Consider the following 26,556-nt stretch of genomic DNA (forward strand, 5'->3'; position numbering starts at 1 on the left):
TAATTTACATACAACATTTAAGGAATCACCGTGAATAAACTTTAGGAGGAAATTAAAACATGAATGAAACCAAAAGACACTTACAAACAAACTTTAATGTTCAAGAAAAATCGAATTTAATTTGGAATATTGCTGAAATTTTAAGAGGGTTATATAAACCACATGAATATGGTGAAGTCATTCTGCCTATGACAGTTATCAAAAGATTCCATGATACATTATTACCAACAAGAAATGCAGTAATGGAAGCATCTGAAAAATATCAAACATTTGCCGTTAAAGATGGGTTCCTTCAGCGTGCTTCTGGCTACATATTTTATAATACTAGCCAGTATACATTTGATACATTATTGGCAGACCCTGAACATATTGAAGAAAATTTTAGAGCTTATTTAAATGGTTTTTCGGAAAATGTCCAAGATGTATTAACTAATTTTGAAATGGATACCCACATCTCGAAGTTAGCTAAAAACGGGAAATTATTTCACATAATTCAAGAATTTAACACGGCTAAGGGTTATATGGGCGCAGATATCATTACTAGCACTGATATGGGATATGTATTCGAAGACTTAGTAAAACGATTCTCAGAAAGCTACAACGAAGAGGCTGGGGCGCATTTTACCAGTCGTGATATCATCTATTTAATGACGGATATCTTATTATCTGAAGAAAAGGATTCTTTAATAGAAGAAGGAGTAGTAAAAACTGTTTATGACCAAACAATGGGTACATCACAAATGCTGGGAGCTATGGAAGAACGTTTAAAATTGTTGGATGCTGATGCAGAGGTTACAACATTCGGTCAAGAGATTAATCCTCAAACTTACGCAATTGCTAAAGCTGACATGATTATCAAGGGGGGAAATCCCGATAACATGAAACAAGGGAATACGCTAACAGAGGATCAATTCAAAGGTTATACCTTCGATTATTGCATCAGTAACCCCCCGTTTGGTATTGACTGGAATGCAGAATACAAAAAAGTTAAGGCAGAAAATGAATTTGGAGGTTATGGTAGATTTGGTGTTGGATTGCCGAAGAAAAGCGATGGTCAATTGCTGTTCATGCTGAACGGAATAAAAAAATTGAAAGACACAGGAAAAATGGCAATTATTCATAATGGTTCTCCTTTGTTTAGCGGTGCTGCTGGAAGCGGAGAAAGTGAAATTCGTCGATATATAATCGAAAATGATTGGTTGGAAGCGATTGTGCAATTACCTGGAGACTCTTTCTATAATACTGGAATTTCTACATATGTTTGGGTCATTTCAAAAGAAAAACAAGACTATCGGAAAGGTAAAGTCCAGCTGATTGATGCTTCAAACATGTTTGAAAAACGTCGTAAGGCTATTGGCAGCAAACGTAATGATATTACTGAGGATTGTCGTGAAATCATTATTCAAGCTTACGGAGAATTCTTTAACAAAGAATACACATTAGGAGATAAAACGCTTGAATCAAAAATAGTAGACAATGTTGACTTCGGTTTTAACAAAGTAACTATTGAGTCGCCATTAAAAGATGAAGATGGCAATGTTGTGATGAAGAAAAATAAACTAGTACCTGATACTAAATTAAGAGATACAGAAGAAATTCCATTGATTGAAGACATTGATTCATATTTTGAACGTGAAGTTAAACCTTTTAACCCTGAAGCATGGATAGATAAAACAAAGACTAAGGTTGGATATGAGATTCCTTTTACCCGTTTGTTTTACAAGTATGAAGAACCTGAAAGAACAGAAGTTATAGTAAATAGAATTAAAGAACTAGAAGAAAGTATCGTGAAATCTTTTGAAGCTTTATCGGGTCAGGAGGTTGAAATCGATGGATAGGATTATGAAAGATAGTGGAGTTGAATGGCTTAGGGAAATCCCTAAAAATTGGACAACTAGAAAGTTGAAATATATATTTCGAATAAAAAAAATTATAGCTAATGAAACTGGTCATAATGTATTGTCTGTTACCCAAAAAGGATTGAAAATAAAGGACATATCTAGTAACGAAGGTCAAATTGCTATGGATTATAGTAAGTATCAATTAGTTAATCCTGGAGATTTTGTAATGAATCATATGGACTTGTTAACCGGTTGGGTTGATTGTTCTAACTATAGTGGTGTTACCAGTCCGGATTATCGCGTTTTTAATTTTATTAATAATAGCTCCTATTTAAGTGATTATTTTAAATATATATTTCAAATGTGCTATTCAAATAAAATTTTTTTTGGATTAGGACAAGGAGTTTCCAATTTGGGAAGATGGCGATTACAAACTGATAAATTCATAAATTTTGTCTTACCTGTTCCGTCATTGGATGAACAACAAAAAATCACCAATTTTCTAAACGAAAAAGTACGAAAAATTGATAGCATCATTGAAAACACAAAACATTCCATTAATGAAATTAAAAAATATAAACAAGCCCTGATTACCGAAACAGTCACAAAAGGATTAAATTGGGAAGTAGAAAGGAAAAATAGTGGAATTAATTCAATGGGTGAAATTCCTAAACATTGGGAGGTTAATAAGCTTAAATATCTAATTAATTTTGAACCTCCGAAATCTGAAGTGAAAGCTAAAAATGTTAAATGCACATTTCTTCCAATGGAAAAATTAAGAAATGGTAGGATGTTACTTGATAATAATCAAATTGTAAGTGAGGTATACTCAGGATATTCATACTTTAAAGAGAATGACATTGTTTTAGCTAAAGTAACTCCTTGTTTTGAAAATGGAAATATAGCAATAGCAAAAAATCTTACCAATGGCATTGGCTTTGGAACATCAGAAATTTTTACGATAAGAACAAAAAAAATTAATACAGAATTTTTGTTCTATAAATTGCAAGATGAGAGATTTAAAAATGAAGGTGTAAGCACAATGTATGGTACAGGTGGCTTAAAGAGAATACCAGGAAATTTCATAGTAAATTATAAAATTGCAGTACCTCCAAGCAAAGAACAAGTTGAAATTGCAGAATTTCTTAATGACAAATGTTCTCATATAGATAGTCTAATTGAACAAAAACAACAACTCATTAAAGAGTTTGAGGACTATAAAAAATCCTTGATTTATGAGTACGTAACAGGGAAAAAGGAGGTCCTTTAAATGGCGGTCACACAAGATACTGAAAAACGTTTTGAAGAAGACATTGAAACTTTTCTTCTAACCCAAGGAGGTTATACAAAAGGAACTCAGGCTACCTATGACAAAGAGAAAGCTATTGATATCCATGAATTGATAGCTTATATAGAAACAACGCAAGAAAAGGAATGGAAGAAATACGTTAGAATGTATCAATCGGATGCACCAAATAAGCTATTCAAGCGATTGACACAAGAAATTAATACTAATGGGTTGTTATACGTCTTGCGCCACGGAATAAGTGATAGAGGGGCAAGATTAAAAATTGCTTCTTTTCGTCCGGAGTCTTCCCTAAATACCGAAGTTATTCGCTCATATGAAGCCAATAGGCTAACATGTATAAGACAATTCGCTTACTCCACGGAGAACCGCAATACCATTGACATGGTTTTGTCACTAAACGGTATTCCAATCGTAGGATTGGAATTAAAAAACCAAATCAAGGGGCAAACCGTTGAAAATGCTAAAAAACAATTTATGTATGATCGTGACAAACGGGAATTATGTTTTCAATTCAACAAACGTTTCTTAGTCTATTTTGCAGTCGATTTGTACGAAGCTTGGATGACAACGAAATTAGATGGAAACAAGACATATTTCCTTCCATTTAACCAAGGATCAAATGGTGCTGGAAATGTCGGGGGTGCTGGAAATCCTCAAAATGTTTGTGGCTATTCAACATCCTATTTATGGGAAAGTGTTCTCCGAAAAGATGCTTTGATTGATATCTTGCAGCGTTACATGCACCTGGATGGTGACATTACCAAAGGAAGCTTAATTTTCCCAAGGTACCATCAATTAGATGTTGTTACAAAATTAGTTGAAAATGTTCGTGTGAATGGAAGTGGTGAAAACTACTTAATACAACACAGTGCTGGTTCAGGAAAATCTAATAGTATTGCCTGGCTTTCTTATCGTTTGTCTAGTTTACATGATGCGTTAGACCAAAATATCTTCACTTCGGTCATCGTCGTTACGGACAGAAGGGTATTAGATAATCAATTACAAGCTACTATTTCGGGATTTGACCATACGGTTGGAATTGTAGAAACTATAGGTGAAGGAAAAAGTTCTAAAGACCTTCGAGATGCTATCAATGATGGTAAGAAAATCATTATTACAACCCTTCAAAAGTTCCCGGTTATTTTTGATGAAATCAATGATAATACTGGTCGCAGATTTGCCATTATCGTTGATGAAGCCCATTCATCTCAAACAGGAAACAGTGCGAAGAAGTTAAGAACTGCACTTGCAGACACGGAAGGTGCGTTAAGAGAATACGCTGAAATTGAAGGAGAAGCAGAGGCTAACTTGGAAGATGGAGAAGACCAAATTGTGAAAGAATTATTAAGTCATGGTCGACATAAAAACTTGAGTTTCTTTTCTTTCACGGCAACTCCTAAACAAAAGACTTTAGAAATGTTCGGAACCCGCCATAATGACGGTACATTCCATCCATTCCATGTATATAGTATGCGGCAAGCAATTGAAGAGGGCTTTATCTTGGATGTCCTAAAGAATTACATGACATACCAAACATCTTATAGGATTGCGAAAAAAACGCCGGACAACCCAGAGATTCCTACGACAAAAGGCGTTAAAGCCATTCGTCGTTTCCAATCACTGCATTCTCACAACTTGCAGCAAAAAACGATTATTATGATTGAACAATTCCGTGATATCACGAAGAATAAAATTGGCGGTAAAGCTAAGGCTATGGTGGTTACTGCTTCACGGCTGCACGCTGTCCGTTATTATCACGAATTTAAGCGTTATATTGAAGCAAAGGGTTACAATGATTTGGACATTCTGATTGCCTTCTCTGGAGTAGTAAATGATGGTGGAATTGACTACCGTGAAACGAGTATGAACAAAACAAAAGATGGTAGAAACATCTCTGAGAACCAATTAAAAGGTGAATTCCACGGTAATGATTTTAACGTGTTGATTGTGGCAGAAAAATATCAAACGGGATTCGATGAGCCACTTTTACATACAATGTTCATTGATAAAAAATTATCGGGTGTAAAAGCAGTTCAAACCTTATCTCGATTAAATCGCATACATCCAGGAAAAGAAGATACCTTTATATTGGATTTTGTAAATAAAGCAGATGAAATACAAGATGCATTTGCTCCGTACTATGAATCTACTTCGCTGGATGAAGCAATTGATGTAAATATGATTTACGATGTACAAACAATAATCCGCAATTATAAATTGTATAATGAACAAGATATTGAAAAATTCTTAAAAATTTATTATAAAAAAGGGAAACAAGGTGATAAAGATTTAGGTGAAATGATCAGTCTTTTAAAGCCAGTTTTGGAACGTTATGCAGACTTAAGCGATGAAGAACAGCACGAATTTAGAATTTCTATTCGCAATTTCAATAAATGGTACTCCTACATTATTCAAATAGCACGTATGTTTGATAAAGTATTACATAAAGAGTATGTATTCACTTCTTATTTAGATAAATTTATTCCTGTTGTAACTACAACAGCTATTAGCATTGAAGATAAACTAAAATTGGAATACTTCAAGCTTGAGGAAACGTTCAAAGGAGACATCACATTAAATCCTAATACTGTGGATAGTGTGTTAGTAAACCCTAAAAACAGAGGAACAGGCGTTAAACCTATGGAAGAAGATGAGCTTCTTGAAATCATCATCAAAAAAATAAATGATAAATTTCAAGGGGATTTTAACGATGGTGATCGAGTAATAGTAGAAACTTTATATAAAGCAGCAAAAAGAGATAAAAAATTAAAGATATCTGCTAAAAATAATGATTCCCAAATTTTTGAGAGAAGTATTTTTCCGGACTTTTTCCACAAAAGTGCATTAGATAACTACGAAAAATCAATGAATTCATTTGAAAAGCTATTCCATGATTCGACCTTTTATCAAGCTGTCATGGAAGTTGTTGCAAAAGAGGCTTATAAAGACCTTAGAAGTGAAGATTAATTTATACTAACATTATAATTCAACTAATTAAAGACTGACTATTCTAAGCTCAATAAATAAAGGGGGTGTAGATTAATGTCAGAAATAAAATACGAAATTATAGAACAGATTGCTGTCCTTTCTGAATCACCTAAAGGTTGGACAAAGGAAATAAATCTTATCAGTTGGAATGGTCGCGAACCAAAGTATGACATTCGAGAATGGGCACCAAACCATGAGAAAATGGGGAAGGGTGTTACTTTGAACAAAGAAGAAATGGATAAGTTGAAGGAATTTTTAAATAAAGATTGAAGTGGTAAACATTATAGAATTACAAGAATAGCTACCGTCTAATGCGGTAGCTATTTTTGAATAATAAGATGAGCAAGTTTAATGCACTTGAATAATAATGAGATAATCATGCATTAATTTGGGAATGACATCCATTATCTCTTTGGAAAATAAAATTGTCTATATGAATTATGTTGTTCTTATTTCTTATTTTCCTTTCTTTGTCTTCATATTCATATCCATATGGTTCCTCTGCATCAGAGTCCACCATCAAATTTCCTTGGGCTCCACCTGAAAATTCACAGCTTTCTTCATGTCCCGTAAAAGAGTTTTTGAATATTAGAGTAAACCACAATTTAGGAAACTTTTTGCTTAATAATATATATGTTCCATAACAAGGTGCATATTTAGTGGAGAAATCGTAACTAATACTACCAGTATTCTTGAATTCAATATCATGAACCATGCCTGGGTTATAAATAAGTTTATAGTGCTCTTCTCGTTTCTTTTTATTATTAAATGATTTAGAGAAATATATATTGCATACCGAGATATTTCCTTCGTCTTTTGCATCAATAAGTTCTTGATAGGCAAATTTGCTATGAAGTATTCGATAGTCATATGAGGACATGAGTGCTTCAAATTTCATTAAGTCATGCATGTTACCGTAGACAATTAAGTGATTTTGATAAAATATGTTCATTATAATATTTCTTAACACTTTTAACAAACCGGTGCTAGAACGATAGAAGGATTTTTCGTGATGGTAGCTCCTTCGCTTATTGAAGTAAAGGGGCAGTTTAGTCCAAGAAGTAACTGTTAATATATGGGGGATTTTGGTATCCTTAGTTTAATGTTGATGAACGAAAAGAGCTGAGTCAAGTGAATGAGTTTACGATTGCAGGTAAACAGGGATTCGTACGCATTGAATTAAATGAAGTCTTTGGTTTCCCTAATCAGACAAGTTATTTGGGTGGGTATGATGTTCAAGGGAAAATCGAAATCAAGAGTGGCAATTATTATGTTAAAGATGCTGAACTATGGTTTTCAACAGGTCAAGTATATAAGTTCTTTTTGGAAATGCAAAAATGTTATAACCATTTAAAAGGCGGTGCCACATTTTCTGAATCGGAGAATGCTCTTAAAATTGACCTTAACTTTAACAGGTTTGGTCAGATAAGTATTGAGGGACATTTTAAGGAAATACCATCCGAGGAAAATATATTACAATTTGAATTTGAAAGCGAACAGAGTTATTTGGTTTCCACCTTACAACAATTAAAAACTATCGTCGACCAATACGGTGGCTTAAAAGGTAAAGGTTAGGCTATTCGTTATTGTGCTAACGGGAGCTTGAGTTCAAGAAATGGTTGTCTTTGCGGCAGCCCTTTTTTCTTGTTCAGCTAACGAAGCAGGTTAGTTGAAGAAGAAATGCATTTTTATTGTATAAATAGAGGTTTTTACTAATAAATATCGAAAACACTCATAGTTAATTTGAATGTAGTAATACAAAGTAATCCAATCCGAAAGTATCATGGAGGAAGAGATGAAGAAAGTAATAAACATGATTAATCCAAGTTCAAAAGTGGCTGGAGTGTCGTTACTTGAATTGAAAAAAACAGAAAAAGCACTTGGTGCTATGTTTCCAGATGAATTCAAAGAACTTTTTTTAGAAACGAATGGAGCAAAATTTGGTGATTGGACTTTGTTCCCTCTTCAAACTAATGAACAATCATCATTTACAATTGATATTGTAAAACAAAGTCGGAATTACAGACCTAAAAATATGCCGAGTGATATGATTTGTATTGGTGAAAATATCAATGGTGATAAACTTTGCTACCGCATTAGAAAAAGATTTATGCAGGAATTAATCTTTCTTTGGAATGATAAAACTGGGATAAGCGATTGTAAAGCATCAACACTGAGCCAATTTATTGATTGGTATGTGCCAAAAGTGAATACTAATAAGCCCAAAACAGTAGGTACTTTTACAGTAGAAAGTGGAAAGCTAATTGTTACTGACCCATGTTATCAGGTAGATGAAGAAGGAGAACTGCAAATCATACTTTCAAATGTGAAAAATGGGAAATGGACAGCATCCATATCTTACACACCTGACGAAGTCGTTGAAAGTTTAACCGTATATTATGGAGAAAAGAAACCAAGTGGAAAATGGCATGTTTGCGATAAACTTATCGGAGTGGACTCAGCACAAGCTGGAATTTTCGACCTTAAAGTATTTGGTAGAGACGATGCCATCCAATTTGAAGTGAAAAATGTCAATGACATAGAGATTGATGAAGTGGGATTAAAATATTATGTTGCATGTTGTGATATGGTTGCTTCAGACGCTCAGGGTGGAGTTATTCCAGGTGGTACGGTTTCAATGTCTGGTTATGGCGACGGAGTGTACGAAGTGAAAGTAAAATATAACATTTTTAAAGAGGTTGTTGGAGTGTTGATTGATTTTTATGATGAGGAATAATAGAATACACTAACATTTTATTCTGGTTTTGTGAAGAATTACACTTAAACTAACGGGTGCTTCGTATTATAAGGTTAACCAGTTTTTAGTTAAAGATCGGAGCTGTCACAGTGGTGGCAGCTTTTCTTTTTGTGCTAACGTAAGCAGAATAGTTGAAGAAGAGTTATAATTCTTATGATATTAAAGGTTGGCGATAGACACACGAAAAGGAGTTTAATATGGACAAATACAAAATTATTTTATTTGATTTAGACGGCACACTTTCAGACCCAAAAATAGGTATAACTACATCGGTTCAATATGCATTACAGAAAATGGACATTGTTGAGCCTGATATTGATAAACTTGAATGTTTTATTGGTCCACCAATTCAGGCTTCATTTACTGACTATTATGGGTTTAATGAGGAAAAAACACACAGAGCAATTGATTTTTATAGGGAAAGATTTAAGGAAAAGGGTATGTTTGAGAATGAGTTATATCCAAATATTCCATTACTATTAAAATTATTAAAAGAACAACAATATACTTTAGTGGTTGCAACTTCAAAGCCTACGGTATTTTCTAATCAAATTTTAAAGTTTTTTAATATTGACCATTATTTTGACCTTGTTGTTGGAAGTAATCTAGATGGAACAAGAACATCAAAAACTGAAATTATTCAATACATACTAGATAAGTACAAAGAGCATAAGCTAGTTGACTTTATTATGATTGGTGACCGTGAGCACGATATTATTGGTGCGAATAATAATGGCATTGCTTCTATTGGAGTAACCTATGGATATGGTTCATTTGAAGAATTAAGTCATTCTAATCCTACTAATATTGTAAAAAGCGTTGAGCAGTTAAAGGATATTTTAATGGGAAGTCAAGTCAAATAAATGACATATTGTTCTTCAACAAAAGGTTGCTTTGATCCAAGAAGGATTAACGCTTCTTTTTGTTAAACTATTGTTCTAACGGTTCAGGTTACTTCAATAGCAAGTTAAATTTTATTGTATAATTTTACATAAGTCGATTAAAAAATGACGTTCTAAAGAAGGAGAAATCTTAATGGTTACATACAAAAAAACCATATTGGAATTAGTCCAATTTGATAAATGTGATGTCATAGGGTTAATTGAGCTGTCCGCCTCAGTTGGCTGGGATTATGATGAACAGGAAATTGGAACTGTTTTGTCAACTGGAAAAATATTCGGACAAAAAAATGCTGAGGGGAAAATTGTGTCTAGTGCTGCAATAATCCCTTATGATACTAATTTAGCTTCAATTGGTATGGTCATTGTTAATAAAGAATATAGAGGTTTGGGATTAGGAAAAGAAGCTACTCAGAAATGTATAGACAGTGTTTCTAAAGACACTTCTATTATGCTAATTGCAACTGAAGAAGGAAAACCGCTATATGAAAGTATGGGCTTTAATACTGTTGATAGTGTTCATAAATATCTTGCTGATAACTATATAGCAGATGCTAAATTATTGAATAACAGTGATGTTAACATTGAAAATTTCAGTGAAGGTGATTTTACTGAAATTCTTAAGTTGGATGAGAATGCCTTCGGAGATAGAAGAAGGCATTTTCTTATGAATAGAATAAAACAAGCTGAAAAATGTTTAGTCGTAAAAGACAATAATGGAACGATTGTGGGTTATGGACTTTCCATTTTAGGACCAATAAATCTCATATTGGGTCCTATTGTAGCACCAGACTTCCAAACAGCATCATTTTTAATAGATAAATTATCTTCAAAGCATCAAGGGAAATTAAGAATTGACGTGCCAACAGGTAACGAAGAGTTTATGTTGTTTTTGGAGAAAAGTGGTTTTGTTAAAGCGGGTCAACCGCCATTAATGGTAATCAATTCTGTGAATATGCCACTTAGAAACAACACGTTACTTGGGATTGCTGCCCAAATTTTCGGGTAAGAGTATATAGGGTTCTCATTGAGCTATTGGGTGCTTAAGTTGAACAATGGAGTTGCTGTGGCAGATCCTATTTCTTATTGAGCTAAGGGGTGCTAGAGTTAAAGATAGGGACTGCTGCGGCAATCCCTTTTCTTGTTCCAGTAACAAAGCAGTTTAGTTGAACAAGAAATGTTATTATTTTTAAAAAGACATAATGAAAAAAGGAGGGCTTATGAGAAATATTTCACTTAGAAAAATGACTGATGAAGAGTTTAGACTTTACTTCGAGAATAAGATTGAAAGATATTCGGATGTCTTATCACAAAATGTGAATGAAGAAGGTGAAGAGCCATCGTTAAAGGCACTCAAACAGTTAAATAATTTACTCCCACAAGGAAATGAAACACCTAATCATTATCTTTTTAACATCTATAAAGATGACTATAAATTAGGATTTGTTTGGTTAAAAGTTGAAATAGAAAAGAAAAGTGCGTTCCTCTATGAAATTTATATTTTTGAAGAACACAGAGAAAAGGGATTCGGAACAGAAGTTATGAATCATATTGAAGAATGGTTAAAACAAAAAGAGGTTCATTACTTTAAACTACACGTCTTTGGGAATAATGCAGGGACTCGAAGACTATACGAGGCACTCGGATTTTGAATTGCGGGAGTTAATATGCTGAAATCAATAAACTAACTTTCAAATAGTTAACTTGTTTAAAGGTAGTTTTACTACTGAATCAGATACTTGTTTAAACAATAAATTTTTCCAACTAACGAATGAGCTTTTGTTGACTAAGACAGCGTTCTGCTTTTGCAGTTCGCTTTTTTTTTGTTAAGGAACTAAAGGGCAGAATAGTTGAAGAAATGCAGTGAAACAATCATAATAAAATACACAATTACAAAAATTTGTTCTATTTTTTAATAAATACATAAGGCAGGGTGAACCTAATGAATAGTCATACAACACAAAAAAACAGTGTAGTTCTAGATTTTTATGAACCAGAGTATAAATCGCAGTTGAAAAACTATGAATTGCCACAAGAACAATTAAAATATACTTCATTACCATTGGATGCTATCGAGAAATGTGAAAAAGAGGATGAACGTTATCCCATCGTTATTCTCAACAATAACAAGACAGCTGGATTTTTTGTGCTTCACGGGTGGGAGGGAGTTAAAGCATATAGTGACAATAGAGATGCCATTCTATTGAGAGCTTATTCTGTTCATTCCAGCTATCAAGGAAAAGGAATAGCTAAAAAGTCACTATTTGAGTTACCTTCATTTGTAAAAAAACATTTTCCTAGTAAAAATGAAATAATTCTAGCAGTAAATCATTCGAATAGGGTAGCCCAATATGTATATGAGAAGGGTGGATTTGAGGATAAAGGGATAAGAGTGATGGGGAGAAAAGGAGAATTATTTATTTTACATATGAGTTTATAAGAGTAATATTTTCTGAATGGAGATTTTATGAAAAAGAGACCCTTTTATTACTTCTGGATTGCTAAAACCAGTATTTCATTAGCTGATGTTGTTTATATAATGGTTTTAACTACGTTTATTTATCAAAATACAGGTTCAGCATTCATCGCATCCATTTTTCCTTTACTCAATGCTTTAGCACGAATTGCAGCAGGGTTCACAGCTCCTTTATTACTTTATAGATTTCGTTTTTCTAAACTTTTAGTTTCCCTTCAAATTATTAAGGCTTTATTAATTTCTATCGTATTATTAGGTTTTTCAACTATCACTTCTCAACTGTATTATTTATTTCTCTTTGTGCTCGTGATTGCTTTTATGGAAGGTTGGGGTAATCCACTGCTTAGTTGTAATGGGGAAGGACACATTAGATAAATGTAATTCATCTTCAGTTGATCCGGCCCCAAAATGACTTTTTATTATGTAATCTTAAGAACCTTTTAGAGGTTTGAATATGTATTTTTACAATGAAATTAGTATTATACTGTAAGACGGTTCACGCTGGTAGCACTTTCACAGCTCCTATATATAAATAGAGTTAATGTCCCCAAGGATTTATAGAAAAAATGACATAAAGGCTTCAATATCATCAACCATCTTTTTTTTAGCCTCTTCGCTTGGGACATCAGGTTGTGAATTTTCAAGAATGTCCCCATTTTTGTTGTCCACGTAGTCTAAAAAATTACCAAAAGGTTCAAGAAATGATGGGGTCTGTTCTTTAATTGCATATCCGCATTCATCTTCAATACCGCTATAAATTACCTTTCCATTTTTGCATCTGAATGTTCCACCAATTTTCCCTGAAACTTCCCCGAAATTGGTGTGAAATTCCACATTTTTAAATACCTGACTCAATTTAAAAAGTAATTCACGACAAGGAGAATCTTCTGTATAAAAGTTAATGGAGATGAGGTTATCAGAAAGCTCTATTCTAGAAAACAGCAATCCGTAATCCCTTTTTGAACCGTAGTTCATTTCAAACCAATTACTTAAAGAAATTTTTAATCCTGCTAATTCTTCTATAGATGGTGTTGGAATTAGGCTGCTAAATTTAACGATTTGGTCATTATACTCTATGCGAGATGAAATTTCTTTTAGAGTATTGGTGTCGCCGGATAAAGTTAGATAATGATAGAAATTTGTTCCTTTTAACTCATCATGGAGTATATCAATTTCTTCTAGGCTCAATTCTCTTTCAAAATCTTTATCAAAATATTCTTCTTCTAATACTTCTCCATTTTCACATTCTATGTGACCTCGAAAACCACCGTATGGTTCATTGAACGATAAATAAAAATTTTCATATTTAAAAATTTGGCATAATTGAAAAACAAATTGACGACATGGTGAATTTCTAGTGTGAAATTCAAGTATTCCTTGATTTTCTGTGATTTCAGTTCCATGTAGTATTCCAAAGTCACAATCTGGTTCGTACTTCTTTTCGCACCATTCTGATTTAGAAAGTTGTAATTCCTTTAACTTTTCATCAGATGGAATTGGGATTATGTTGCTAAAACGAATGTATTCATTATCCTCAGTTAGGCGTGAAATAATCCATTGTATATTTATTTGATTTCCTTTAATAATTAATGTTTGGTGACAGTTATTAGCCATTGTTAATGACCTCCTTATTTGATGTGTCCCAATAATATCAAATTCAAAAACTTTTTTTATCAATTTTGAGTTTTTTATTTTTGGGAATAATTTCTTATGAGCAAGAAGTATGTAATTTTGATTTTCGTCTTACGTTATTCAACTTGAATTGCAGTGTTTTTTCTACAATATTATTAGTGTTATTCATCATCCGCCTAGACATGGATTAATACATTCACAGTTGTAATCATCAAACTCAATTGTGTCATCTATGATAATTTCGCCCTTATGAATTTCAATATCATGGTTGAATTCCGTGCCAGCTTCAAAAGCATATATCTTAAAATCTATATCGTACTATAGAGATATTTGTGCTAGTGGTTCTGTGTCAATGGACCAAGCCGTTTTGTAATCTTCGATAACACAGATTTCTATCTCTTCATCATTATCAAAATAGAAAACGATGTTGCTCGTAATCAAGTTTCTATTAGTTCCTACAATATGAAAGCAATGGTCAGAACGTATTTCAAGTTTCCGTTTATTCTCTTTAACTTCCTTTTGTGATTCATTTTAACTGGATTTAAACATTCTAGTAAAAACCGCTTAATATTCTCTTTTGTACCTCTTACTTTTAATGTACCTTCACACCAATTTGGCATATTAATTTCCTCATTTCTTATTATTTGTTTTTTCAAAAAGGAGCCATGTATGTAGTCCATATTACGACATCCTTGTTTGAAGTGATCTTATGAATGAATAATAGCAGGTTGATAAAATTTTTATGTTGATTTTTAAATTTTATTTTCAAAAACAGATAAAAAGTATTTCTGGAAGTAAGTTATTTGTGTTTCTCTACATTTGACTCCATTTTTTTGATAAGATAAAGGATTTGAATTTTTTGATTAAGGGTTAGATGACTATTTACCTCTAAAGTGGAACTGCTCAAATTATCAAAAAAATTTATTAATAATATTTTATATTGAACTAGGATTAGCCAAAAATCCTTGCAAATAACATGTACCTGCTAAAGCAGAGTACGAATTTGTGAGGAGGATAGACCTTGCTCTATTAAAAAGCAAGGGTTCATCATGAAACAAACAATTGCAAAACCATTTATTAAGTGGGCTGGCGGAAAACAGAGAGTAATATCCCAGTTGGAGCAATACTTCCCTGTTGAATTAAAAGAGGGAAAATGTAAAACCTATATTGAAAATTTTGTTGGCGGAGGATCATTGTTATTTCATATCCTACAAAAATATCCTATTGAAAGAGCAATCATTTCTGACACCAACGTAAATTTAATTACTACATATCAAACAGTTCAACAAAACGTTGAGGAACTTATTAATAGATTACAAGAACTACAAGTTCAATATTATTCATTATCAGAAACAGAGAAAGAAGACTTTTACTATCAAATGAGGGAAAGCTTTAATAAAAAAAATACGGTTAATATTGAAAAAGCTGCTCTGCTTATCTTTCTGAATAAGACATGCTTCAATGGGCTTTATCGCGAGAATAAAAAAGGGGAATTCAATGTCCCGATTGGAAGATACATAAAACCGGTTATATGTGATGAGGAAAACTTGAGATTATGTTCTACTGTCTTGCAGCAGGTGGAGATTTATAATCAAAGCTATGAAGAAAGCGGCAAATGGTTCGATGATGATACATTCTGCCTGCTTGATCCACCTTATCGTCCACTGGATGCAGCTAAAAACTTCACCAAGTATCAGGCTGCTGGATTTAATGAGGAAGAACAAATTAAGCTAGCTGGCTTTTTTAATGAAATGAATAAGAAAGGTTCTATGCTAATGTTAACTAATTCTGACCCAACAAGCCTGAATACTGACGATGACTTCTTTGACCGGAACTATCGGTCATTTAATATTAACAGAATTGAAGCTAATCGAAGCATCAATTCAAATCCAAGTCGACGCGGTAAAGTTAGCGAATTAGTGATTACAAATTATTAATCTAAAGAAAGCGAAAGGGAAGAGTGCTAGTCTCTTCCCTTAATTATTATCAAATCATCATCAACTTTTTGCCTTATCTTCTGTCATTGCTAATAACTGAGGGATAAAATGGTTAATATTATTCCTAATCTTATTTTGTCTATCCAATATCTTAAAAATGGAATCAATCTTTGCCATATCATCAACTTCAAGAGCTGCATGACAATCATTGTAAAGTTTCATTTTCAAACTTTGGTCAGCGAAACCGATATCCGTGCCTTTATCTAGATACCAAACTTTATTGTCTAGAGATGTTAGGCGTATATAATATTCATTGACATCACTGTCAAGCTTTATGATAAAATTTTTGACCCATTTACACATATCCTTATCATAATATTTATCTTTTACTTTTAAAAGTTCAATATTTCTATCTCCCATAAGAAAAATTCCTCCTTGTGCTTTGTCCACTATAATTTGTGATAAAAATAAATAAAGCCTTTATTGAATTCTTATTTTTGTTATAACAGTTAGAAAACAAAAAAATGGAAGAGGTGATCCTCTTCAAATTGATATAATTAACGTTATCATCAGCAACTATTTGCTTCATCATTATCTTCTGTCATTTTTAATAAAAGTGGAATTAGGTAATCAATGTTTTCCCTCACATCACCAAGTCTATCTAAAATTTCATAAATAGAATTGCACTTTTCCTGTTCACCTGTTTTAAGAAAAAAACAGAAATCTAAATATAATTTCCTCAGCAATTTATGGTCAGAAAAATCGATATCATCTCCAGCTACATAGTCCAAATATTTGTATTTATTATCTAAAGATTTAATACGAACATAATATCCCATATCTTCACTCGTCAATTTAAACATAAATTCTTTAACCCACATACCTAAAATTTTGTCATAATAATCATTAAGAATTTTAACGTATCCTACATTCATATCTTCCATAATTATGAATTCCTCCTTGTTCTTTAGTAACTTTCTATTTGCAAAGAAAAAGAGGAAATCCTTTTTTTAATCCATAAAAAATAAAATTATGTTTTACATTGCGAATAATAACAGCCAATAGTTGAAGATGTTTAATCTTGCTTTCTATAATCGTGGTACAATCTGAAAAATTTAGGAGTTGATATTATGACGGATTCAGAAAGAAACATGCTAAGAACAGGAATCGGCTATAACATAAAATTTTTACAGCAGAATCAACCTGGGTTATACGAGAGATTCAAAATGCTATTTGTATTTTTTGACACGGAGGTAGTATACCAAAATGAACTGGCTCAAATATCAAGGTCAACAGCTCATGAATTTTTCCTAGAAATGAATCCGCACATCAAGGCTCTCGAAGATGGAAAAATGACGATGGAAGAAGCGATGGAATGGGTGAGAAAAAATGTCATCATCACGATGAAAGAATGAATTAATCAACCCTTTACTGAATCCTATTAAGTGAAGTGACTTAAATCATCAAAAAATACCTATATATCAATATATGTAGCGCATTATGGTTTACTATTATGGAAGAGAATAAACTAAAAGTCCTAATGGAAGTGGAAGGGGCTTGGAGATGGAGATGGAGAAATCTTTGTACTCATTTAATCTAAAATATATTAAAGAGAATAATGGTGAATTATGGGAAAAATATAAACTCATGTTGGCATTTGTGGATGATGATGTGGATGAAATCCATTATTTCGAGCTTGCTGATGCCGTAGGAATTAAAGCTGCTTACCAGTTCCTACTGGAAATGTTACCACCGCCACTAAAAGACAGAATGGAAGGTAAAATATCGGAGGAGGAGTACATCAGAGAAATGCAGAAATATATAATCAAGTAATCCCTGTTGCGGCAGGGATTTTTATGTATTTTACCTCAACAAAGAGTGCTCTATCTTAGAACAAGGTATAATGTAAAAATAAGAAAAGAAGAAGGTTGATTTGTATGACCGAAAAGAAAAGATCAGGAAGAAATGTTAAAGTAACAATTACAAATAAGCTTCCTGAAGGCGTTACTGAGGAAGAATACAAGCTGCTTGAAGAAATTTATGAACCAGATGACCAACCTCATTTACTTATGCTGGAAACAGTCGGAAACAAACAAGGAATGTTATGGGCAGAGGAAATTTATTAACCCTGGGAAGTTATTGAAATAGGTCTTAAAGTTGAGGAACTCTTAGAAAAAGGTCAGGCGAAATGGTGGATTGGTGATTAAAAATAAAAAAGTCACATCTATTTTCGATAAGTTGGATTTGGAAGGTATGATAAATTTTCAGCAAACGGAAAGTAACAGAAAGACCAAAGAAATCCTGAATAGAGTTGAGGAACTGAGTAAAAGATTGGAAAAAGCCTTGAAAGAAGATGAGAGTAATGAAAAAAAGGAAAGATGAAAAAGGCAGAATTATCATCAATAACCTAAGTGAAATTCCACAAGGGATGACGGAAGAAGAAACTGGTGTATTCTGGGATACGCATTCTATGCCGGAAGAAATGCTTGAAGCTACTTTTAATTCTAAAGAAGATAAATTTGAGGGATTAATTAGAAATATGGGTGATGTAGCGATGGAGGAAGCACGTAAGAATGGTACGTATATTGTTTACAAGGACGATGAAGGTGACATCGTGTATGAGTATCCCGATGGAACAATAAGGAAGAAAAAGGACCTTCCAGAAGATGAATCTTTAGCTAAGAAATATGATAAAAGGCTGGACCTTCCTGAAGATAAAATTGATTGAGTTAAAACCGGAAGAATCAATGATTGAACACTATAACAAGAATAAAAAGAGACAGGGACTTGAAATAGAAAGTAGTAAAACTCTTTTGGGCACTGAAGAAATTGACACCAGCATTGTTATTGATATGATTGATAATCTCGAAGAACCGACACGTTCCAAATTAATCAAATCGCTTAAAGAATTAGCAATAATCAATAAGAATGACACCGAATCAGCACAGGTAATTATTAAACAAATTATTGAGAAGATTAAATCGGAAAAGTTCAAAGAAAACAATAAGAAAACGCAGTGAAAATACTGCGTTTTTATTATTAAATTTCGACTAACAAAAACTCCTCGATAAAGGCTGCAACATTGCTAGTATTTATCTCATATTCCTTTAAGTAATGCTCCGCTTCTGTAAGGTAAGGGAGCATCTTCTTATTTTTCTTTAGTTGTTTCAAATCAACATCACCATTCAATAGCATAATAGCTGAATCTTTGATATTCTTCTCATCGTTAAAGTGGTACAGCAAATAGGCTAAACTGCTAATTCTATCCATTTTTCTTTCCTCCTTGAGCAAACGTATGTTCTTTAATGTTCGACATTTAAGTTGAAGAATCCTACCCTTATGATTAATCATTAATAAAAAAAGGCGGTCAGTGATTCAGCAGTATTGATTTCGCTTCTTATCTAGATGAGACAAAATAAATTTGGCAGTGAACCATGTGTAAATAATGGATGGTAGCATCCTTTTGGCGCTTTTTCCTATAGGGATTATTTATTAATCGGTATAATATTTCAATTATTGGCTGTTATACCATAAGGCTTTCTAATTTAAAGAAAACTTAAAAACAAAAAAATTCAAGTAGGATTTAATATTATTACTGAAAAATAACGATCATAGGTTTTAATCAAATCTATTTTTACTAAAAATCTTAATTAGACAATTGAGAATGTTGCGAAGCGCACCTCGGCATGATTGGAAGGCAAGCATGTTGTTGTATATTGACGTTAAGCTTTTTCCGTTGGGTATCCCGTCTACCCCGGCAACGACTTACCATCGTTGTGTAACCCGTTAGATGGGTATTATTTTTTCCAGATGTTTACCGTCCCATTCGCGTTAGCGAGGTAGCATGATGTGTATCTGTGGTGGATTAATCCGTAACGATGGACCTGGAGGATTTGTTTGTAGTGCTACACTGCGAGCAGCATATCATGAAAAAAACGACCGAGCACTCAAATTTGAGTATAAATTAGTATCCGTTTTCTGCCCCTTTTATAAGGGGTAGTTTATCTCCCTCACACTCATCCACTGAGAACCCTGTTGTTTATAAAACAGTTAAAAATATTGTTCTTTTCACATGATTTCTAGTCTAAAGTAATACAAAGTTCGGAATCTGCTTAATCATATATCTACTAAATAAATTATTTTATTTATTGATTTTTCCTAGATTGGTTGTAAAATATGAAAAATCAAAGAAAAGGTGATAACAAATGGAATTGAAACGTGGAGATATAGTATATTGTGAATTGGATGGTATTAAAAGTGAGCAATGTGGAAAAAGACCTGTTGTTATTGTTTCTAATCAACTTGCAAACATATATAGTCCAGTAATTATTGCTTGTCCAATAACAAGTAGCTATAAATCAAAACAAAGGAAATTACCTACCCATGTACATATTGATGAGAATGATTTAGAGCAAAGGAAAGCAGCAATCGAGTCTTCAGTAATCCTTTGCGAACAAATTCGTAGTATTTCTAAACATAGGATTCTTTCTCAACCGATTGCAAGGGTTTGTGAGGAAACATTAAAAATAATAGAAAAATCAATGTTAATTGCCGTTGGATGTCACCAATACATAATCTAAAGAAGCCTTATATGAGCTTCTTTTTCAATAAGGACAGCGTATATACAGGATGTATACAGTGTATATGTAATGTATACATTGTCTTTGTCATTGAAGAATATAATAATATTTTAATAAATGTATTTATCCCACTAGGACCACCAATGACAGCTGTGAGGGAATTTTTATAAAATATCAGATATGCTGGAATCATTTCTGTTTTCCATTTAACCGCTGATTTAATTTATATTTTATTGCATCTTTCCAAAAACGCATACACCCCTCTTTATAACCCCCCTTTACTTTTACATAAAAATTATATTGAACAAATATGCCATTCTTTATTGGTTCGTGTATTTTTACGTTCTCCTGTCTTAGTAGATCGTTAACCTTTTTAAGAAGCGCCGATTTACTTTTTAAAGTATTCTCAAAAAAGGTAATCCCTTTACTTTCCTTTTTTCGAGTCGCTGTTTCTAATCGTTTTGTCAAAATATGGACTTCTAATTCCAGATATATTTTTTCAATAATTAAATCCTCAAGTTCATTAGATATATTTGCCTTCATTCTTCTCACCTCGGCAAAGAATGTATGTTCGTATACATGATTATAATATTTTTTTAATGCGAGAACAAATAACAAAAAAAATCCATCTCTTAAGGAAATGGATGTGTTATTCGCTATAATTTCATTAGGGGGTGTCATTTAGATGAATTATTTTTATTCTACATATCAAAGAAATGAAATTTTAAATTCTTTAACAGAAGGGCAATGCAATTACCTATTGGATAGGCTAAAGCGAGGGAAAAGAACTGTATTCTCTAATGAATTAGCAAGGGGAAAAGGAACTGATAACGGTTCAGACCAAGAACTAGAGAAAGAAATTCAACAATGGGAATTTCTTGATTTACTGGATGGTGGGGAAGGAAATAGACCATATCGGTGTGGATGCGGAATGTCACTTCGTTTCCAATACATAGTAAGAAATTTAACGACAGGCGAAATCAAAAGGTTTGGTAAAAATCATTTTGAGTTTCATACAGGAATACCTTCTCATATTGTTAAGGATATAATCAAAGGATTTGAACGGATTGATTACGAATTAGATGAGATTCTTTATAAAGTTGAAAATGGCTGGGATTAAGGTATTGTTACAAAAGCCAATGAGTATCAGATAATTCTTCCGGAGGATATACAAGAGCATATTTGTCTTAGTTTACCTTTATTAGATAAACAAATTTGTCGAATACAAAAAGTAGTAAGAGGAAAGGAAGCAGAAAGACGGGAACAAGAGTATTTGCAAGAACTTGAAACGATAAATAATAAGCAGAAATCAAAACGAATTGCTACTAATGCACCTGTAGGTATATTAACTAGTGCAAATCCCAAAAAGCTATCTGGAAAGCCAATGATTGTTTCTCCTTTAGGGGAGGATGCGCATCAGTTTATCATTCTACTATTAGAACATAGCGGAACAATCAGTGTTCTTGAGATTTGTGAGGAAATAAATATTATTCCCCAAAACTTTAAAGGAAATTATAGTACAGGAAAACCAAAGGTCTATTCATACGTATCAATGGTGTTAGAACAATTAGTAAAACAAGGACTTCTTCGTGTTGAAAACGCTAATTATGATAATCGATGGTATTCGGTTATTTAAGAAATAAAGCATTGTTTTATATTGAATTACTGACAAAAATATCGGTGCATTTTTGAACATTAGTAAAAATAGAGGGGAAAATCAATGTATTTTCAATTTAAGTGCTCCCAATACATAATATAGAAGCCTCTTATGGGCTTCTTTTTCAATAAGTACAGAGTATATACGCGATGTATACAGTGTATAAGTGTGATATACATTGCCTTAGTAGGGTATTTGAATAAATACATAATATATTTTTCTTTACCAATCCGATATAAAATATGCTAGTATTAAATTGTAAAAAGGGAACAAATGTTTTGAATTCTGAATTGATGGGTAGGAGATCTAATGTGAGAGTTCCAGGAACAAATTTAGCTAATGCTGTTAATCTTCGTAATGCTTTTAGTGAAAAGCAAGAGTTAAAAAAGCGATGCATTTTTATTTCACATATCTCTATAGATAAAACAACCGCCGTTGAAATTGGGGAGTATATAACAAAATTGGTTTTGACATCTATCTTGATATTTATGATAGGGGACTGCAGGACGCTGTAAACAAAGAAGATGATGAAAAAATCACCCAAAGTATTGAAAAAGGAATAACTCATTCAACAGATATTTTATGCTTAGTATCGAATGCTACTAAGCGTTCATGGTGGGTTCCATATGAGGTTGGGTTTGCTAAAAGTCAGGGCAGAACTGTAGGCAATGCAAGCAATACTATATCAACACTATTAATGAAAGATGTTGATTACATACCATCATACTTAAAGGTTACAAATATATTAAACGGTATTAAAAGTTTAAATAGTTACCTTTCTGATTTAGCTGCGACAGAAGCTTTGTATAAAAAATCAATTGTTTCTTCTCCAAATATTGTTGAGTATTATAGTTCTACTCATCCATTAAATAAATATTTAAAGTGGAATTCATGATAAGGGGGAAGAACTTTGGCGCGTAAAGTATTTGTAAGTTATCATCATGGAAATGATCAATCGAAGGCAGATTACTTAAAGGGGTTCTATGGTCAAAACAACACTATAATTGACCGGTCTCTTCCATCAGCTTTAGACAGTGAGGATAATGATTATATCTTAAGTGTTATTAGAAGTAGACATTTAAGAGACTCTACAGTAACTATTGTTCTTGTAGGTAGTGAATCATATAAACGTAAATGGGTAGATTGGGAGATTTATTCTTCTTTACGTTCATATGGCAGTAGGACAAGAAATGGTCTATTAGCCATAATGTTGCCAAGTGCAACCATTGTTCCATCCCGGCTACAAGACAACCTTGATAGTGGTTATGCTGTAAGCATGAAATGGGAAAACATTTCATGGCAACTTGATAGTAAAATTGAGCAGGCTTTTTTTAACCGCCAGTATCCTTCTCTTATAAGGAATTGGAGAACAAGAAGGGTGAGAAACGGATAATGATTTGGAACTATAAGAAAAGGAGGAAGAAAAAGATTTTTCTTAATATAAGTCTCATTTTATTTTTCATGGGTTTTGTATTTATAATTATCCATTTTTTTAGTACATATAATAGAGGAACAATCACAATAAATGCTCCTTTTGCCCTAGGTACTTATTCATTTAATAAAGCAGAACTTTCTCAAAAAGAGTTAGATATTGCCTGGAAGCTTTATATACAGTTGAATACCAGGAAGGCTGCTATTCCTATTGATGAAAATAACGATATTATTATGGATGTTTACTCATCCTGGTATGACATGTTTAAATTAACTAGAGAGTATTTATTGGAATTTTCTGCTAAGGATTTAGAGAATAATGAGAATGCTCAGGAAATAGTACAATTATCAATAGATGTATTAAATAAGGGATTGAGACCTCATTTAACTGAATGGCAAGGTAAATACAAAAAGTGGTATGAAAAGGCTGTTGATGAGGAAGAAAATAAAAACCTTACTCCACAAGAAATTCAAAAAAAATACCCAGAATACGATGAATTAATAAAATCAATGAAAGAAGTGAATACCGAGCTTATCAAGTATTCAGATGAACTAAGAAAGTTTTCTCACGAAAAACCAGCTAATACTCCAACAAAAATCGTAAATTTCTTCAAAAATATTTATAATCAATTTAAGTAAGGATTTTATGATGAGTTAACTCATTTAATTGAAGAAAAAGGGAGAATCTACAAGCCGTGATTCTCCTTTTTTATTTGTCTAATTTAACATAGAAATAAATTATTTAAAATTAATAACAAAATCTCCTTTTCATTAAAAGTTTTTGGCATATCTTAAGTTTTATTGATTTCAATTTAATATAATTGAATCCTAATCAAAACAGTGGAGGAAGTAACAATGAATATTAAAGACCTATACAAAGCCGGTTTAATTGAAGTATTACAGGAGGATTACACTAGGACATATAAATTTCAAGGCAGGTTATTTAATTTTGAAAGTGAGATAGAAGCTTTTATTATTGATGAAATGTACAAATCTTACCTTAAAGAAATTAATGAGTAAGTGAACTGTTTAAACTATACATAATAAGATGAATTAAAATGACACTTTGTGTGGATCATTTAGTAATAATTGTAACAAATGATGGGTGCCAATAAAAAGAACTGCTTTTATAAGCAGTTCTAATCATTAAAATCAATGAAATTGTCTAAGATAAATATTTCTGTATCGGTAGGAATTTTAACTTGGGATTGTTCAATAATGAATTTTTCTGAAACCAAATCTGTAGCTGGTAACTCTTGTATTGGGTGCATTAGAAGTGACAATAAGTGTTGCTGAGTTTCTTTAGATTGAAGCCATCTCCTCTTTTCAAAAGGAAACTCTTTAGGGATATTAAGAAATATGTAATCATCCCTAGTGTGTTGTTGAAGCTCTTTGGCTAACCCATTAAGGAAAATCTGAAGTATGCGAGAAGAAAATGTTCTTCCTGTTGTAATTTTTAATTGGCTTAAGTAATTAAGAATTTCATTTGAAGTATCTTGTGGAAGGCGGAAAGATATGACTCCGCCTTTTTTAATTGCCATGATACATTCGCTCTTTCTGTTGCTTATTTAGCCAAGTTTCAAGTATTGAAAAATAAGACTCACAAATACTCCAAATACTATCATTTGTGTTAAGAAACCTTATGGGAAGGTTATCGCTATCTTTGTACATAATAGATTCAATGTAATCTTTTAGTACAATTGCACCACCACCCACAAAATAACAGAATCTTATGCTTGGTACTTTGTTCCATACATCTAACATATAGGAATACTGTTTTCGTGCCAGAGTCGTAAGTTCTTCTTCAACGATGTGTGCAATGCTAGTACGATTACCGAAGAGATAAACATGATTTTTATCTAAGGTGTTTTCAGTTGTAATAATTTCTACAATATCTTTTCTTGTTTTGATTGGATAACCAATTTCACTACGGACTCGATTGATGATTCTATCAAGATAAGGAGAGATTCCCTCTGAATACCCAGTAGATACAGAATTATTGACAGTTGCTTTTTTACCGATAACGGCTATATCTGTTGTTAATGCACCAATGTCCACAATCATCAATTCCTGTTGAGTCAACTCTTCGTTTTTCTTCGAGAGATTAATAAAAGACGCTAGCCCTTCTAAGTTGACGAATACCTTTTCAAACGAAATTCTAACTGTTTTTCCAAGAAGTAGTGGTGTATGTAAAAATTTTATTTCATGGGTATTTTTCTGAAGTTTATCCCTGAATAACTTTCTCTCCTCTAAGGTTGCCATCATAGGCAAACCAGTAGATAGATTATATTTAGCTTCAATTATTTCATCTTTATTTGGAAAATCCCCCGATTGAGCAGCATGTATTGCTAGTGAGGTAAGTAATAGAATAACTGACTGGTCATTTTCACTTTTTTTAGAATGGATGGCTAATTCAGAATAATTGTGTTGTTGCCGAGCTAAATTCCCGACTGCATATACCCCATTTTTACGTTTCAGAGAAACTGAAGTAATTTCTACATGGATACCATCGAGAACATCCTTTTCAAATTCTTTAATGTTTCGGTTATTTGCCATTTCTGCTACGAGATTAGGAATATGCATTTGTTCACTATCGTTATTAAAAAGAGCCTTAAGACTGTCGTTGCCAATATCAATTGCAGCTCTTCCAATTGTATAATTCATATTGTTATTTCCCCTTTCAACATACTAATTAATTGAAGTAAACGCTACGTTTACAACTTTAAATTTGTAGGAGAAATAAAAAAATCCTCTTAATATAATAAAAAAATGCATTCAGGATTAATCAGGTTTAAATTGCAAAAAGAAGTATTAAATCGGAAAATTTGTAATTAATTTTTCCTATCGTAGTTTTTTTAATGAAATATACCATCAAATTGTAATATTTCTTATATTTTTTCTATTTATTATCATTTGGTGATTAATGAATTTAATTTTGAAATTCCTTTTGTATTTTCAGGTGCAACAAGTTGATCGGCCTCCCAACGCAAGTCATTTATTAAAATAATTCCATCCCAGCTGTTAACAATTCCTTAGAATAAGAAAAGG

General features: G+C 32.5%; 34 protein-coding genes. 26 read left to right on the forward strand and 8 right to left on the reverse strand.

The window, feature by feature from the left end; genetic code table 11:
- Positions 1–59: 59 nt before the first annotated feature.
- The 4 genes from ACY3XC_RS19185 to ACY3XC_RS19200 all read left to right on the forward strand — a co-directional run bounded on the left by ACY3XC_RS19185 (position 60) and on the right by ACY3XC_RS19200 (position 6,408).
- Positions 60–1,838, forward strand: a complete 1,779-nt coding sequence (locus tag ACY3XC_RS19185; RefSeq protein ID WP_464869941.1) for a type I restriction-modification system subunit M — start codon at positions 60–62, stop codon at positions 1,836–1,838.
- On the forward strand, positions 1,831–3,111 hold the full coding sequence (locus tag ACY3XC_RS19190; protein ID WP_464869942.1) for a restriction endonuclease subunit S: 1,281 nt from the start codon (positions 1,831–1,833) through the stop codon (positions 3,109–3,111). Before ACY3XC_RS19185 ends, ACY3XC_RS19190 begins: the two co-directional genes overlap by 8 nt.
- Positions 3,112–6,117: a type I restriction endonuclease subunit R gene (locus tag ACY3XC_RS19195; protein WP_464869943.1), complete on the forward strand. Its 3,006-nt coding sequence runs from the start codon at positions 3,112–3,114 to the stop codon at positions 6,115–6,117. It begins immediately after the preceding gene.
- 75 nt (positions 6,118–6,192) lie between these two features.
- The gene (locus tag ACY3XC_RS19200) at positions 6,193–6,408 is read left to right on the forward strand and encodes a YdbC family protein (RefSeq protein ID WP_464869944.1); all 216 of its coding nucleotides are present in this window, start codon (positions 6,193–6,195) and stop codon (positions 6,406–6,408) included.
- Between the two features lie 106 nt (positions 6,409–6,514).
- Here ACY3XC_RS19200 and ACY3XC_RS19205 read toward each other — a convergent pair whose 3' ends face one another.
- Positions 6,515–7,036: a hypothetical protein gene (locus ACY3XC_RS19205; protein WP_464869945.1), complete on the reverse strand. Its 522-nt coding sequence runs from the start codon at positions 7,034–7,036 to the stop codon at positions 6,515–6,517.
- A gap of 233 nt (positions 7,037–7,269) precedes the next feature.
- On the opposite strand from ACY3XC_RS19205, the gene ACY3XC_RS19210 reads away from it, so the two are divergent.
- From ACY3XC_RS19210 to ACY3XC_RS19240, 7 genes are all read left to right on the forward strand, one after another.
- Positions 7,270–7,713: a WapI family immunity protein gene (locus ACY3XC_RS19210; protein ID WP_464869946.1), complete on the forward strand. Its 444-nt coding sequence runs from the start codon at positions 7,270–7,272 to the stop codon at positions 7,711–7,713.
- 220 nt (positions 7,714–7,933) lie between these two features.
- Positions 7,934–8,875: an SMI1/KNR4 family protein gene (locus ACY3XC_RS19215; RefSeq protein WP_464869947.1), complete on the forward strand. Its 942-nt coding sequence runs from the start codon at positions 7,934–7,936 to the stop codon at positions 8,873–8,875.
- A 218-nt stretch (positions 8,876–9,093) separates the two neighbouring features.
- Positions 9,094–9,759: an HAD family hydrolase gene (locus ACY3XC_RS19220; RefSeq protein WP_464869948.1), complete on the forward strand. Its 666-nt coding sequence runs from the start codon at positions 9,094–9,096 to the stop codon at positions 9,757–9,759.
- A 172-nt stretch (positions 9,760–9,931) separates the two neighbouring features.
- Positions 9,932–10,804, forward strand: coding sequence for a GNAT family N-acetyltransferase (locus tag ACY3XC_RS19225; RefSeq protein WP_464869949.1), 873 nt, complete (start codon positions 9,932–9,934; stop codon positions 10,802–10,804).
- A gap of 211 nt (positions 10,805–11,015) precedes the next feature.
- Positions 11,016–11,447, forward strand: a complete 432-nt coding sequence (locus ACY3XC_RS19230) for a GNAT family N-acetyltransferase (RefSeq protein ID WP_464869950.1) — start codon at positions 11,016–11,018, stop codon at positions 11,445–11,447.
- Between the two features lie 290 nt (positions 11,448–11,737).
- Complete coding sequence (locus tag ACY3XC_RS19235) at positions 11,738–12,235, forward strand: GNAT family N-acetyltransferase (protein ID WP_464869951.1); 498 nt, start codon at positions 11,738–11,740, stop codon at positions 12,233–12,235.
- Positions 12,236–12,262: 27 nt separating this feature from the next.
- The gene (locus ACY3XC_RS19240; RefSeq protein WP_464869952.1) at positions 12,263–12,646 is read left to right on the forward strand and encodes a hypothetical protein; all 384 of its coding nucleotides are present in this window, start codon (positions 12,263–12,265) and stop codon (positions 12,644–12,646) included.
- 180 nt (positions 12,647–12,826) lie between these two features.
- On the opposite strand, the gene ACY3XC_RS19245 is transcribed toward ACY3XC_RS19240, so the two are convergent.
- Entirely contained in the window at positions 12,827–13,885 is a 1,059-nt protein-coding gene (locus ACY3XC_RS19245) for a hypothetical protein (protein ID WP_464869953.1), read from the reverse strand.
- A gap of 1,067 nt (positions 13,886–14,952) precedes the next feature.
- Between ACY3XC_RS19245 and ACY3XC_RS19250 the strand changes: the two genes are divergently transcribed.
- The gene (locus ACY3XC_RS19250) at positions 14,953–15,840 is read left to right on the forward strand and encodes a DNA adenine methylase (RefSeq protein WP_464869954.1); all 888 of its coding nucleotides are present in this window, start codon (positions 14,953–14,955) and stop codon (positions 15,838–15,840) included.
- 60 nt (positions 15,841–15,900) lie between these two features.
- Here ACY3XC_RS19250 and ACY3XC_RS19255 read toward each other — a convergent pair whose 3' ends face one another.
- Positions 15,901–16,260: a hypothetical protein gene (locus tag ACY3XC_RS19255; RefSeq protein WP_464869955.1), complete on the reverse strand. Its 360-nt coding sequence runs from the start codon at positions 16,258–16,260 to the stop codon at positions 15,901–15,903.
- 149 nt (positions 16,261–16,409) lie between these two features.
- A complete protein-coding gene (locus ACY3XC_RS19260) occupies positions 16,410–16,784 on the reverse strand; it encodes a hypothetical protein (protein ID WP_464869956.1) in 375 nt (124 codons plus the stop codon).
- 186 nt (positions 16,785–16,970) lie between these two features.
- On the opposite strand from ACY3XC_RS19260, the gene ACY3XC_RS19265 reads away from it, so the two are divergent.
- From ACY3XC_RS19265 to ACY3XC_RS19290, 6 genes are all read left to right on the forward strand, one after another.
- A complete protein-coding gene (locus ACY3XC_RS19265) occupies positions 16,971–17,255 on the forward strand; it encodes a hypothetical protein (RefSeq protein WP_464869957.1) in 285 nt (94 codons plus the stop codon).
- A gap of 148 nt (positions 17,256–17,403) precedes the next feature.
- Positions 17,404–17,673 (forward strand): hypothetical protein, encoded by a 270-nt coding sequence (locus ACY3XC_RS19270; protein ID WP_464869958.1) that lies wholly within the window; start codon positions 17,404–17,406, stop codon positions 17,671–17,673.
- 104 nt (positions 17,674–17,777) lie between these two features.
- Positions 17,778–17,966: a hypothetical protein gene (locus ACY3XC_RS19275; RefSeq protein ID WP_464869959.1), complete on the forward strand. Its 189-nt coding sequence runs from the start codon at positions 17,778–17,780 to the stop codon at positions 17,964–17,966.
- A 73-nt stretch (positions 17,967–18,039) separates the two neighbouring features.
- A complete protein-coding gene (locus tag ACY3XC_RS19280; protein ID WP_464869960.1) occupies positions 18,040–18,222 on the forward strand; it encodes a hypothetical protein in 183 nt (60 codons plus the stop codon).
- The gene (locus ACY3XC_RS19285) at positions 18,203–18,568 is read left to right on the forward strand and encodes a hypothetical protein (RefSeq protein ID WP_464869961.1); all 366 of its coding nucleotides are present in this window, start codon (positions 18,203–18,205) and stop codon (positions 18,566–18,568) included. The genes ACY3XC_RS19280 and ACY3XC_RS19285 overlap by 20 nt, the downstream gene beginning before the upstream one ends.
- A 19-nt stretch (positions 18,569–18,587) precedes the next feature.
- On the forward strand, positions 18,588–18,860 hold the full coding sequence (locus tag ACY3XC_RS19290) for a hypothetical protein (protein ID WP_464869962.1): 273 nt from the start codon (positions 18,588–18,590) through the stop codon (positions 18,858–18,860).
- 19 nt (positions 18,861–18,879) lie between these two features.
- On the opposite strand, the gene ACY3XC_RS19295 is transcribed toward ACY3XC_RS19290, so the two are convergent.
- Entirely contained in the window at positions 18,880–19,110 is a 231-nt protein-coding gene (locus ACY3XC_RS19295; RefSeq protein WP_464869963.1) for a hypothetical protein, read from the reverse strand.
- A 935-nt stretch (positions 19,111–20,045) separates the two neighbouring features.
- On the opposite strand from ACY3XC_RS19295, the gene ACY3XC_RS19300 reads away from it, so the two are divergent.
- Positions 20,046–20,420, forward strand: coding sequence for a type II toxin-antitoxin system PemK/MazF family toxin (locus ACY3XC_RS19300; protein ID WP_464869964.1), 375 nt, complete (start codon positions 20,046–20,048; stop codon positions 20,418–20,420).
- 189 nt (positions 20,421–20,609) lie between these two features.
- Here ACY3XC_RS19300 and ACY3XC_RS19305 read toward each other — a convergent pair whose 3' ends face one another.
- A complete protein-coding gene (locus ACY3XC_RS19305; protein WP_464869965.1) occupies positions 20,610–20,963 on the reverse strand; it encodes a hypothetical protein in 354 nt (117 codons plus the stop codon).
- A gap of 142 nt (positions 20,964–21,105) precedes the next feature.
- Here ACY3XC_RS19305 and ACY3XC_RS19310 point away from each other — a divergent pair, with 142 nt between their 5' ends.
- From ACY3XC_RS19310 to ACY3XC_RS19340, 7 genes are all read left to right on the forward strand, one after another.
- The gene (locus tag ACY3XC_RS19310) at positions 21,106–21,540 is read left to right on the forward strand and encodes a hypothetical protein (protein ID WP_464869966.1); all 435 of its coding nucleotides are present in this window, start codon (positions 21,106–21,108) and stop codon (positions 21,538–21,540) included.
- Between the two features lie 153 nt (positions 21,541–21,693).
- Positions 21,694–22,056 (forward strand): DUF3895 domain-containing protein, encoded by a 363-nt coding sequence (locus ACY3XC_RS19315; RefSeq protein WP_464869967.1) that lies wholly within the window; start codon positions 21,694–21,696, stop codon positions 22,054–22,056.
- A gap of 332 nt (positions 22,057–22,388) precedes the next feature.
- On the forward strand, positions 22,389–22,592 hold the full coding sequence (locus ACY3XC_RS19320) for a hypothetical protein (RefSeq protein WP_464869968.1): 204 nt from the start codon (positions 22,389–22,391) through the stop codon (positions 22,590–22,592).
- Complete coding sequence (locus ACY3XC_RS19325; RefSeq protein WP_464870010.1) at positions 22,577–22,972, forward strand: TIR domain-containing protein; 396 nt, start codon at positions 22,577–22,579, stop codon at positions 22,970–22,972. The genes ACY3XC_RS19320 and ACY3XC_RS19325 overlap by 16 nt, the downstream gene beginning before the upstream one ends.
- Positions 22,973–22,987: 15 nt before the next feature.
- Positions 22,988–23,470, forward strand: a complete 483-nt coding sequence (locus ACY3XC_RS19330; protein WP_464869969.1) for a TIR domain-containing protein — start codon at positions 22,988–22,990, stop codon at positions 23,468–23,470.
- On the forward strand, positions 23,470–24,147 hold the full coding sequence (locus tag ACY3XC_RS19335; protein ID WP_464869970.1) for a hypothetical protein: 678 nt from the start codon (positions 23,470–23,472) through the stop codon (positions 24,145–24,147). Before ACY3XC_RS19330 ends, ACY3XC_RS19335 begins: the two co-directional genes overlap by 1 nt.
- Positions 24,148–24,363: 216 nt before the next feature.
- Positions 24,364–24,528, forward strand: a complete 165-nt coding sequence (locus ACY3XC_RS19340; protein ID WP_464869971.1) for a hypothetical protein — start codon at positions 24,364–24,366, stop codon at positions 24,526–24,528.
- 119 nt (positions 24,529–24,647) lie between these two features.
- Here ACY3XC_RS19340 and ACY3XC_RS19345 read toward each other — a convergent pair whose 3' ends face one another.
- On the reverse strand, positions 24,648–25,049 hold the full coding sequence (locus ACY3XC_RS19345) for a hypothetical protein (protein ID WP_464869972.1): 402 nt from the start codon (positions 25,047–25,049) through the stop codon (positions 24,648–24,650).
- A complete protein-coding gene (locus ACY3XC_RS19350; RefSeq protein ID WP_464869973.1) occupies positions 25,039–26,172 on the reverse strand; it encodes an Alp7A family actin-like protein in 1,134 nt (377 codons plus the stop codon). Before ACY3XC_RS19350 ends, ACY3XC_RS19345 begins: the two co-directional genes overlap by 11 nt.
- Positions 26,173–26,556: the final 384 nt, after the last annotated feature.

The organism is Bacillus sp. CZDM1, assembly GCF_055502545.1.